This window comes from Streptomyces sp. YIM 130001 (assembly GCF_003574445.1).
Classification (GTDB): domain Bacteria; phylum Actinomycetota; class Actinomycetes; order Streptomycetales; family Streptomycetaceae; genus Streptomyces.
The window spans coordinates 179,035-190,809 of record NZ_KZ984551.1 but is presented as its reverse complement, the minus strand read 5'-3'; the positions used below and the strand labels follow the sequence as shown (position 1 = coordinate 190,809).

The following is an 11,775-nucleotide window of genomic DNA, read 5'->3' as shown; positions in this document are numbered from 1 at the left end:
CGGCTGTGCGGCAGCCCCCAGGAAGCCCGGCGAGAACCACCAGGAGACTGACGACCATGGCCGACCGCGTGACGGTGATCGGCTGGGACGGACCACCGCTGACCGAGGCCGCACGGGCCGCGCTCGGCGCCGCCACTCTCGTCGCGGGCGCCGCACACCATCTGGCACTCCCCGAAGTACCCGCCCACGCAGAGCGCGTGCGGCTCGGCAGCCTCGGCCTCGCCGCCCGCCGAATCGCCGCACACCGCGGCACGGCCGTGGTCATCGCCGACGGCGACCCCGGCTTCTTCGGTGTCGTACGGACCCTGCGCGCGCCCGAGCACGGCCTCGAGGTCGAGGTCGTCCCCGCCGTCTCCTCCGTCGCCCAGGCCTTCGCCCGGGCCGGGATGCCGTGGGACGACGCCCAGGTCGTCGTGGCCCACCGCCGCACGCTGCGCCGCGCAGTGAACGTCTGCCGAGCCCACAGCAAGGTCGCCGTGCTCACCTCGCCCGGCGCGGGCCCCGCCGAACTCGCCCTGCTGCTCGCCGGGGTGCACCGCACCTTCGTGGTCTGCGAGGAACTCGGCACGGAACGCGAGGAGGTCAGCGTCATCACCTCCGACAACGCGGCCGACCGCTCCTGGCGCGACCCCAACGTCGTCATCGTCATCGGCGGCCCGGTGGCGGCCGAGACCGGCTGGATCGCCGGACGCGACCCGGGCTCGAAACCACGCGGCTGGGCGCTGCCGGTCGAGGCGTACGGCGGCGGCACCGGCGAGGGCGAGAACGAACGGCTGCGCGCCGCCCAACTCGCCCGCCTCGGACCGCGAGTGGGCGACCTGGTCTGGGACATCGGCTGCGGAATCGGCGCCTACGCCGTCGAGGCCGCCCGGTTCGGCGCCGCGGTGATCGCCGTCGACCGGGACGCCGACGCCTGCGGCCGCACCACCGCGTCCGCCCGCCGGTTCGGGGTGCAGCTGCAGGTCGTGCACGGAAGCGCCCCGCACGTACTCGAGGACCTGCCGGAACCGGATGTCGTACGGATCGGCGGAGGCGGCGCTCCGGTGGTCGCAGCTGTCGCCGACCGGCGTCCCGAGCGGATCGTCACGCATGCCGCGACCCGGGACCAGGCCGAGCTGATCGGCCGCGATCTGGTCGAGCACGGGTACGTCGTCGAGTGCGCACTGCTGCAGTCCGTCGAGCTGGACACCCGCGTCTGGACCGAACGCGACCGGTCGGTCGCCTTCCTGATCTCCGCCCAACTGGACCGACCGGACTCCTGACCGGATTCCGGCCGCCTGTGCCCCTGCCGGCGACGCGTCCTCGTGCGGGTGGGGCGATGCGCCCCGTGCCCTTGCCCGACGGGTGCGCGCGGTAGGCTGGCCGATCGTTGTACTGCGCCCGGACGTTCGTCGTTTCGTACGTCAATGTCCCGGAAAGAGCGCCCGGTTTGGGGTGACTGTGGTACGGCAGTGGCCGGCGGGTGCGCAACGTGGCGCAGCCCACAACGGGGTCGTGACGGATCTTCCGTTGTGATGCCAGTGCGGCCACGACAATGGACTCGGCGTTTTGGCGTTTTGTCGTCATGGCGCTTCGGCGTCTTGCGGACGGGTTGTTCGTGCCGCACGGCGCGCGCGCTCGTTCTTGTCCATGGGTGGCCGCTGAGCCGCCCCGGGCGAGTCGGCCGAAAGTGGAGCACGACCAATGGGCGAGGGGTACGCATGACCGACACCGGCCAGGTCCCGGGCGAGGGACTGCCTCAGGACGCGGGCACGGTGGAGCAGCCGGGTACGGGTATCCCGGGTGCGTACACCATGCGGGACGTTCCGGTGCCGGGCAGTGCTCCGGCGCGCGGCGACGACGATCTGTTTCTGATGCCGGGTGCACAGGGCGCCTGGGCCGAGACGCAGTCGGTGGTGCCTCAGCAGCCGGTACCGGCCGCGGGCGACGAGGGTCTGAACGCGGCCGGCGTCGGGAACGCGGCTGCCGCAGCGGGTGTGAACCCTTCGCCGGCGGGAGACTGGCCGGGCGAGGTCTATGCCCCGGCGGCGGTTGCCGGTGCGCACGAGGAGTCGGGGCGGGACAGCGGGTCTCTGGACCTCGGTTCGGTGCGTGCCGCCGGGGGCGACGCGGGAGCGCTGGGACATCCCGGAGCGGCGTCCGGGCAGTACGACGTGGCTGCGGGGGCCGGCGGTATCGGTCAGGCGGCCGGGAACGGCCCGGGGGCTGCATCGCGGTCGTCGGCAGCGCCGTCAGCAGTCCCGCAGGATGCGCAGCGGCAGAGTCAGGGTGCGCCGGTGCGGAGGCCTTTGCACATGGGCCCGCCCGTTCCCGGGAACGCGGGTACGGGCAGCCCGGTGCGTTCGCTCGCCGATCGAGGGCCCGCGACAGGGCCGTCCGCCGCGCAGGTCGGGGCACGGCCGGGCGGTGGTCAGGTGCCGGAGGGTTCGGCCGTGGCCGGCGCCGCGGGTGCCGGTGCCGTCGGCGGCGCGGCCGTGCAGGCGCGCGGTGGTGCGGGTGACGCCGGTGCTGAGGCGACCGTCGGCGGACCGGAGTACCTGGACGTACCGTTGCGCGGTGCGCCGCTGCCCGGGCCGCAGTTGGGGACGATTCCGCCGCTTGCGGCCGCTCCGTGGGCGCCGGTGCAGGACTACCCGGTCATGGGCCCCGCAGAAACGGTCGTTCGTGAGCAGAGCGCTCGGGGCGGCGCTGACGGAGCGAGCGTGCCTCGCGCGGTGGCGCCCGCGACGGCAGCTGCTGCGCCCGGTGCGCACGTTGTCGATGTCCGAGGCGCGGCCGGTGACGGTGCTGTGGCGCCGCCCGATGTGCATGGTGCGACCGGGGGAGCGGCGGCAGCGCCCGCCCGGGGTGTCTCCCTCCTCCGCGCTCCGGCGGCGGAGGCTGTGCCCTCCGGTCAGGTCGCCGACGTAGGTACCGGTACGGAGCCGGGGGGCGCCGAGGGCGCCACGGTGCAGGATGCGGCGACCGCAGCGGACGCCGCGGTTTCGGCGGTACAGCGGGTGGCCACCGCGACAGCGCTGTCGTCCGCGGACGGCGCTGAGGCGGACGCGCTCGGCGGGACGGTTCCCGTCGCGTCGGGTGCTGGGGCCTCCAGCGGCGAGGGCGGCGGTCCGTCCGACGGTGTGCAGGGCGATCCGTCCGAACGGGACGCTTCGGGGATGGCGGGAGCTGCTGGGGCTCAGGCTGCGAACGGCGCGTCCGGCGCCGCGGACGCCGCTCAGGTTGTCGGAGGAGCGGAGGGCATCCCGAGCGCCGCGGGAGAGCAGGCGGAGGCGTCTGAGCCCGCCCTCGGGCCGGCGGCGCAGAGCGACTTCCCGGGCGTCCAGGACGACCACCCGTCGGACGAGCGGACGGGGAGCCGTTCCGGGGCTGCCCCCGCGGCCCCGGGCACGGGTCCCGCCGTACTCATGGACGACGGTGCGCAGGAGGACGGCCGCGACACGGCGGCGGCTCCGGCCGGGCAGGTGCACGCTGCCGACCCGGCCGATCGACAGGCCCCGGCCGACGCTCGGCCGGGTGCAACGGACCTGGAGCGGCAGCGAGTCGGGGCGCAGCCGGCCGAGGCGGAGTCGGCCGATGACGTCGGCGCCGTTCGGCCGGAGCAGGCCGAATCCGGCGTGCAGCAGGCGAATTCGGGGGGCGTGGCGGCCGGTGGCGGGGCGCCGGTCGAAGGCATCGCGCCACCGGCCGCCGACCACCACGCGGAGCCGGACGCCCCGGGCGTCGGTCGCCCGGGTGCTCAGGCCCAGGCGTTGCCGGCCGAGCAGGTGGCTGACGTGCGGGTGACTTCCGACGAGCAGCCGGCGGTCGTCGAGCCGGAGGCGCCGAGCAGTCCGGACGCGGGCGCAGGGGTGCTGCCCAACGCTGATGGACCTGTCTCGACTCCCCAGGTTCCGGCGCAGGTCCAGGCGGTCGGCGAGGAGCACGGTCGTACCTCGACCGGGCGGACGGCAGACGCTGTGCAGGAGCCCGGACCGGCTTCCGAGGGGCAGCAGCCGGATTCCACCGGTCGGCCCGAGACGGGTGAGGCCGTCGGTCCCGGATGCGTAGCGCCCCAACTGCCCGACGCGCAGGCGAACTCCGGCCGGCCGCTGGACGCCGGTCAGGAGCAGCTGACGGCCGACGCTTCGCAGGCCGCCCAGGAGGCGCCGGCATCTCTTCCCGTACCCGAAGCAGGTACGGGCCGACGCCGCCGGATCGCGCAGCCGCAGGACTCCGAGCAGCCCGCCGCCGCGCAGCCGAACGGCCCGGCGTCCGACGGGGCTGACCCGCGCGGGGCCGCGGCGAACATCCACGCCGGCCCCGCGACCCGAGTTCCCCGCACCAACGCCTTCCTGGAATCGGCGCCGGAGACCGCGCTGGAACCGGCGCCTGAGACGGCACCGGCGCCGGAGACCGCGCTTGAAGCGGCGCCTGAGGCTGCCGAACAGCGAGCGGCCGAACCCGAGGCCGCCGCATTCCAGTCCGCTGAACTGCCGCCCACCGGCCCTCAGCCGACCTCCGCCGACCAGCCGCAGCCGTCCCGGCCGCAGGCCGACCAGACGCCCGTCGCGGACGCCTCAGCGACAGACGTCCCCGTCGGCGACGACGCCACATCCCCGGCGGCTCCCTCGAGCGAGGCCGCTGCTGCTGACGAGGCACCGACCGACGTGCCCTCCTCCGTCACCCCGGCCCAGGTCCCGGCGCAAGGCCCCCAAAGTCCTCCGCCCGTAGGGGAGTTCGTGCCGGCCGAGGGCCAGGTACCGGCCGAGTCCCACCTCGTGCCCACGCCGCCCCAGGCCCTTCAACTCGCCACCGAGGCCCCCGCCGAGACACCGGCCGAGGCACCGACGGCCCCCGAGGCAGCACACACCGGAAACCCGCTCGCAGCCCGAAGCGCTGAACTCCCCGCCGAAGCGCAGCCGACCCGTACTCCCACTCCAGCGACCGAGGAAGCACCCGCGACCGCGCCCCAGACGCCGGAGCGCCCCGCCACATTCGGCGACGAGATCTCCGCGCAGTCGGTGCCCTTCGTCGTTCCGCCCATCGAACTGCGCGAGGAACCCGAGGCCGCCGTGCCCGCCCCGCGCGAGGGCGACGAGGACGCGACGGCCGGTCCCCGAGCGAAGACGGCGCACGACCCGGCCGACGGCCCCCGGACCGACGGGTCGACCCCCCAGAACCCGAAGGCCCCGAAGAACGTGAACACCCCCCAGGCGCCCGCCCCCCAGCAGTCCGCCGGTGCCCCCGAAGCCGCCCTCCACGCGGGCGGACACCCCGCACGCCCGACGGACGCCGCCCCGGCAGCCCCCGTCCCACAAGGCGCCCCCGCACCCGGATACGACGAAGCCGAACGCGCCGCCGTACAGCGCGTCATGCGGGAGCGCCGCGACATCCGCAACGGTTTCCGCAGCGACCCCATCCCGCACGAGGTGCTCCTGCGGGTGCTCGAAGCAGCGCACACCGCGCCCTCGGTCGGGCACTCGCAGCCCTGGGACTTCGTCGTGATCCGGTCCGCCGAGACCCGGCGCACCATGCACGAACTCGCCATGCGCCAGCGGGACGCCTACGCCAAGTCCCTGCCCAAGGGCCGCGCCAAGCAGTTCAAGGAAATCAAGATCGAGGCCATCCTCGACACCCCCGTCAACATCGTCGTGACCGCCGACCCCACGCGTGGCGGCCGGCACACCCTCGGCCGCCACACGCAGCCGCAGATGGCGCCCTACTCCTCGGCCCTCGCCGTGGAGAACCTCTGGCTCGCCGCCCGTGCCGAAGGTCTGGGCGTCGGCTGGGTCAGCTTCTTCGACGAGCGCGAGATGGTGCGCACCCTCGGCCTGCCCGAGCACCTCGACGTGGTCGCGTACCTCTGCGTCGGATACGTCGAGGAGTTCCCCGAGGAACCCGAACTCCTCTCCGCCGGCTGGTCCAAGCGCCGTCCGCTGTCCTGGGTGGTGCACGAGGAGACGTACGGCAGGCGCGCGCTGCCCGGTGAGGAGCCGCACGACCTGCTCGCCGAGACCGTCGGCAACATCCGCCCGCTGGACGCCAAGGCGCTCGGTGAGGCCTGGGAGCGCCAGAAGCGGATGACCAAGCCGGCCGGCGCACTCGGCATGCTGGAGATCATCTCCGCCCAGCTCAGCGGCCTTTCACGGATGTGCCCGCCGCCGGTGCCCGAGCCCGCCGCGGTCGCGATCTTCGCGGGCGACCACGGCGTGCACGCCCAGGGCGTGACCGCCTGGCCGCAGGAGGTGACGGGCCAGATGGTGGCCAACTTCCTCGGCGGCGGCGCCGTCTGCAACGCCTTCGCGCACCAGGTCGGCGCCGAGGTCTGCGTCATCGACGTCGGTGTGGCCGAGGAACTCCCGGCTACACCGGGCCTGTTGCCGCGCAAGATCAGGCCCGGCACGAACGACATGACCACCGGTCCGGCGCTGACCCGCGAGGAGGTCAAGGCCGCGATCGAGGTCGGCATCGACACCGCCCGCGATCTGGTCGCCGCAGGCAACAAGGCCCTGCTCACCGGCGAGATGGGCATTGCCAACACCACCGCGTCGGCCGCCCTGATCTCGGTGTACAGCGACGTCGACCCGGGCGAGGTCACCGGTCGCGGTACCGGCATCAACGACGAGATGCACGCGCGCAAGGTCGACGTCGTACGCCGTGCCCTCGACCTGCACAAGCCGGACCCGGCCGACCCCATCGGCGTGCTCGCCGCGGTGGGCGGCCTGGAGCACGCGGCGATGGTGGGCCTGCTGCTCGGCGGCGCCTCGCTGCGTACGCCGGTGATCCTGGACGGGGTGAGCGCGGGAGCTGCGGCACTCGTGGCCCGCGGCATCGCGCCCGAGGTCCTCGCCGCGTGCATCGCCGGACACCGCAGCGCCGAACCCGGCCATGTCGCCGCGCTGACCAAGCTGGGCCTGCGTCCCCTGGTCGACCTGGACCTGAGGCTCGGCGAGGGCACCGGCGCACTCCTCGCGCTGCCGATCGTGCAGAGCGCGGCGCGCGCCATGCACGAGGTCGCCACCTTCGATTCGGCAGGCGTCACCGAGAAGTAGCAGAGCCGGCCTGACGGCACCGCAAACGCCCTCCACGCGCGCGTGGAGGGCCAGGAACCGCCCCCTGTCGTGCTCCACGCGCGCGTGGAGCACGACAGCCGCTGCGCGCGACCCGAACCGGGCAGGACCTCGTCGACCACGCGCCGTATCGTGGACCCGCACTCCGTATCCGCACGTCAAGAGCCGCTCCACCGTCGCAGCGGCCGCAGCCCAGCCGCACCCGGGAGCCTCGACCGCCATGGCAGCACACCCCGCCTATCCCGTAGGACTCCGTCTCGCCGGCCGCCGCGTCGTGGTCGTCGGAGGCGGGCAGGTGGCTCAGCGCCGTCTGCCCGCCCTGCTCGCGGCGGGCGCCGACGTGGTGCTCGTATCGCCCTCCGCGACCCCGTCCGTGGAGGCCATGGCGGACACCGGCGAGCTGACCTGGCACCGCAGGCGCTACGCCGCGGGAGACCTGACCGACGCCTGGTACGCCCTGATCGCCACCGGCGACCCCGAGGCGAACGCCGCGGCGTCCGCGGAGGCCGAGGCACAGCGAGTGTGGTGCGTACGCAGTGACAACGCGGACGTCGCCACCGCTCTGACACCCGCCACCGGAAGCACCGCAGGCGTGACCGTGGCCGTCCTGACCACCGAGCTCGCCGACCGCGACCCGCGCCACACGGCAGCCGTACGGGACGCCGTGGTGGAGGGACTGCGCGACGGCACCCTGGTGGCGCCGCACCACCGCACCGCGCCCGAAGGCCCCAGAGTCGCGCTCGTCGGCGGCGGACCCGGCGACCCCGACCTGATCACCGTCCGCGGCCGACGGCTGCTCGCCGAGGCCGACGTGGTGATCGCCGACCGCCTCGGTCCGCGCGACCTGCTCGCCGAACTCCCGCCGCACGTCGAGGTGATCGACGCGGCGAAGATCCCGTACGGCCGCTTCATGGCCCAGGAGGCCATCAACAACGCCCTCATCGAGCACGCGAAGGCCGGCCGAACCGTCGTACGCCTCAAGGGCGGCGACCCGTTCGTCTTCGGACGCGGCATGGAGGAGGCCCAGGCACTCGCCGAGGCCGGCATCCCCTGCACCGTGGTGCCCGGCATCTCGAGCTCGATCAGCGTGCCGAGCGCGGTCGGTATCCCCGTCACCCACCGCGGGGTCGCCCACGAGTTCACGGTGGTCAGCGGGCACGTGGCGCCGGACGACGAGCGTTCGCTGGTCGACTGGCCCGCCCTCGCTCGACTGCGCGGCACGCTCGTCGTCCTGATGGGCGTCGACAAGATCGGCGCCATCGCGGCCGCCCTCATCGCCGGCGGCCGCACCCCGGGCACACCGGTGGCCCTCGTCCAGGAGGGCACCACGGCCGCCCAGCGACGCGTGGACGCCACCCTCGCGACCGTCGCCGAGGCGGTCGTACGCGAAGAGGTCAGGCCGCCTGCCGTCATCGTCATCGGCGACGTCGTCGAGGTCGGGGCGAGCCACGGAGGAGATCGGTAACCGCAGGTAACCAAATCTCGTACGCCCCGTTGGCACCCATCGCACGACAAGGCAGTATCACCCCTGTGTCCGACCTCATCACTGTCGAAGACCCCGACGACCCCCGGCTCGGCGACTACACCAACCTGACCGACGTCGAGCTCCGCCGCAGGCGCGAGCCGGCCGAGGGCCTGTTCATCGCCGAGGGCGAGAAGGTGATCCGGCGCGCGAAGGACGCCGGCTACGAGATGCGCTCGATGCTGCTCTCCGCCAAGTGGATCGATGTGATGCGCGACGTCATCGACGAACTCCCGGCCCCCGTCTACGCGGTGAGCCCCGAGCTCGCCGAACGCGTCACCGGCTACCACGTGCACCGCGGCGCCCTCGCCTCGATGCAGCGCAGGCCGCTGCCCGGCCCCGCCGAACTTCTCGGAGTGCCCGGCGAGGACACCGGCGCCCCGGCCGCGCCCCGGCCCACCGTGCGCCGGGTCGCCGTCTTCGAGGACATCGTCGACCACGCCAACCTCGGCGCCGCCTTCCGGAACGCGGCGGCCCTCGGTGTCGACGCCGTGCTCCTCACCCCACGCTGCGCCGACCCGCTGTACCGGCGCGCGGTGAAGGTGTCGATGGGTGCCGTCTTCCAAGTCCCTTGGACCAGGCTCGAGTTCTGGCCGAAGGACGCGGAACTGCTGCGGCGCGCCGGCTTCACCTCCGCGGCGCTCTGCCTGAGCGAACAGGCCATCAGCCTGGACGAACTGGCCGAACGGAACCCGCGGAAGCTCGCGCTGATCTTCGGTACCGAGGGCGACGGCCTCACCCAGGACGCCCTGATGGCCGCCGACGAACACGTCCGGATCCCGATGCACTCGGGCGTCGACTCCCTGAACGTGGCCGCCGCCTCCGCGGTCGCCTTCTACGCGACCCGCTTCAAGCCCGAACACGGGACCTGAGCCCAGTCCGCCGTCGGCGGCGAGGCGGGGCCACCCCCGCGATGTCAGTGCCCGGGCTTACCGTGATCGCATGGCCGCCGTCACAGAGCTGATCACCTACCCCGTCAAGGGATGCGCGGGCTTCTCGTCGGAGCGCACCCACCTCACCCCCGCGGGCCTCGCGCACGACCGCAGCTTCATGGTCGTCGGCCCGGGCGGCGTCTACCGCAGCCAGCGGCGCGACCCACGGCTTGCGTTGATACGCCCCGAGCCGAGCCCCGACGGCACCCGCCTGACCTTGAACGCTCCGGGCATCGAGCCCCTCACCATCGGCGTGGACATCGAATCACCGCGCTGCGACGTGGAGTTGTTCGACAACTGGTACCGAGGGATCGACCAGGGCAAGGACGCGGCCGACTGGCTCTCCGAGACGCTCCGCGCCGAGAGCCGCCTCGTGCGCGTACCGCCCGAGCACGACCGGCAGACCGACGGACTCACTCCGGGCACCTGCGGCTGGGCCGACAGCGGAGCGGTCAACCTCATCTCCCGCGCCGCCCTCGACGCCCTCAACACCCGCATCGTCCGCGGGGGCCGCACACCGCTGCCGATGAGCCGATTCCGGCCCAACATCGTCGTGGACGGCTGGGAAGCGCACCGCGAGGACAGCGTCCGCCGGATCGATCTGGGCGGGTCAACGCTGGCCTTCGCCAAACACGTCGTACGCTGCGCCGTCACCCTCGTCGACCAGGAATCCGGAGCCAAAGCGGGGCCGGAACCCCTGCGCACCCTCGCCGCCTACCGGCGCGCGCCCTCCGGAGGGGTCATCTTCAGCGCCAACTACTCGGTGCTGAGGCCGGGTCGGATATCGGTCGGGGACGAACCAGTCGTCACCGCAGGGGAGTTGGCCGCCGAACCCCCCACGACGACACCCCGGTTCCCGGAGGTGTCCGAACGGCCGAGCCCCTCGGCCGGCCCCTGACAACCCTGCGCCGCCGCGATCCCCAGCGCCACCAGCAGGGTCACCACGACGAACACCACCAGACGCTGCCGCAGCAGCCGCGGATTCGCCGGCACTCTGCGCCCCGTGCCGGTGGTCCGGGGAGCGGGCCGCCCGGCTCCGCTGCGCGGGGCAGGACGGCGACCCGAACGCGTCGTGTTCCGCTGCGCCGGCGGGCGCTGCCCGGTGCGTGCGCCGGCGGCTCGTTGGGTACCGGTGGCCGACGGCCGCCGCTGGATCTGCGGTTCGGTGTGCTCCTCGGTGAGCCGGCCGGAGGACGGCCGGTCACCCTCGCGCCGCGGTGCAGGGGCCCGGGTGTCGGTCAACCCGTGGGCCTCCCGCGCCGCGATCTCCTTCAGCCGCAGGGACAACTGCAGCGTGCTGGGCCGTTCCTCGGGATCCTTGGCCAGACACGCGCTCAGCAGCGGCGCGAGCGCGTCCGGAACTCCCCGCAGCTGCGCGGCCTCGTGCACCACGCGGTACAACATGACTTCCGAACTCCCGTGCCCGAACGGGGAGTCACCCATCGCCGCGTACGCGAGCGTCGCCCCGAGCGAGAACACATCGGTGGCCGGAGTGACCGCAGCGCCGCGCACCTGCTCCGGCGCGAGGAACCCGGGAGAGCCCACCGCGGTACCCACGTGCGTCAGCGTCGAGGCCCCCGTGGCCCAGGCGATACCGAAGTCGATGATCCGCGGCCCCTTCGGGGACAGCAGGATGTTGGACGGCTTCAGGTCGCGGTGGACGACTCCGGCCTCGTGCACGGCGACCAGGCCCTCCGACAGGGCCGAACCCACCGCCGCGACCTCGGCCGCCGACAGCGGCCCTTCCTCGGCGACCTTGTCGTGCAGTGAGGGGCCGGGCACGTACTGGGTGGCGAACCAGGGGCGTTCGGCCTCGAGATCGGCGGCGACCAGGCGCGCCGTACAGCCACCCCTGATCCGTCGGGCCGCGGACACCTCGCGGGCGAACCGCGAACGGAACTCCTGATCCTCCGCCAGATCGGGCCGGATCACCTTCAGCGCCACCCGCTGCCCGCGGCGGTCGGAGCCCAGATACACGACACCCATACCGCCCGCACCGAGCCTGCGGTGCAGCCTGAACGAGCCGACGACACGCGGATCCTCGCGCCGGAGCCGCATCATCGCCATGCTGAATCCCTGTCGCCCTTGGTGCCCGGTTGCCCTTGTTTCCCTGACCGCTTGACGAGCCACAGCTTACGTTTCCCCGGCCGGGAGCGTGCAGAGGCCGCGCCTTCGCCGACCGATCGATTGTCAGTGCCCCGTAGGAGAATTGACCCAGGGTCAGGGAAGCCGGCGGGCACGTCGGTGACGGGCCGCGGCCGGAGCTCCA

General features: G+C 73.7%; 5 protein-coding genes and 1 pseudogene. 5 read left to right on the top strand and 1 reads right to left on the bottom strand.

Annotated elements, in window-relative coordinates:
- Nucleotides 1-56 precede the first annotated feature (56 nt).
- The 5 genes and pseudogenes from cbiE to DSC45_RS08620 all read left to right on the top strand — a co-directional run.
- The gene (gene cbiE / locus DSC45_RS08640; RefSeq protein ID WP_119288753.1) at nucleotides 57-1,262 is read left to right on the top strand and encodes a precorrin-6y C5,15-methyltransferase (decarboxylating) subunit CbiE; all 1,206 of its coding nucleotides are present in this window, start codon (nucleotides 57-59) and stop codon (nucleotides 1,260-1,262) included.
- A gap of 1,896 nt (nucleotides 1,263-3,158) precedes the next feature.
- Nucleotides 3,159-7,034: a nicotinate-nucleotide--dimethylbenzimidazole phosphoribosyltransferase gene (gene cobT, locus DSC45_RS08635; protein WP_240434563.1), complete on the top strand. Its 3,876-nt coding sequence runs from the start codon at nucleotides 3,159-3,161 to the stop codon at nucleotides 7,032-7,034.
- 238 nt (nucleotides 7,035-7,272) lie between these two features.
- Entirely contained in the window at nucleotides 7,273-8,517 is a 1,245-nt protein-coding gene (cobA, locus tag DSC45_RS08630) for a uroporphyrinogen-III C-methyltransferase (RefSeq protein ID WP_119288752.1), read from the top strand.
- A 65-nt stretch (nucleotides 8,518-8,582) separates the two neighbouring features.
- A complete protein-coding gene (locus DSC45_RS08625) occupies nucleotides 8,583-9,446 on the top strand; it encodes a TrmH family RNA methyltransferase (protein ID WP_119288750.1) in 864 nt (287 codons plus the stop codon).
- A gap of 70 nt (nucleotides 9,447-9,516) precedes the next feature.
- Nucleotides 9,517-10,314 (top strand): annotated as a pseudogene (locus DSC45_RS08620) (MOSC N-terminal beta barrel domain-containing protein); the annotation flags it as partial.
- Here DSC45_RS08620 and DSC45_RS08615 read toward each other — a convergent pair.
- Nucleotides 10,263-11,573, bottom strand: coding sequence for a serine/threonine-protein kinase (locus DSC45_RS08615; protein ID WP_119288748.1), 1,311 nt, complete (start codon nucleotides 11,571-11,573; stop codon nucleotides 10,263-10,265). The pseudogene DSC45_RS08620 and the gene DSC45_RS08615 sit on opposite strands and share 52 nt — an antisense overlap.
- Between the last annotated feature and the right edge of the window lie 202 nt (nucleotides 11,574-11,775).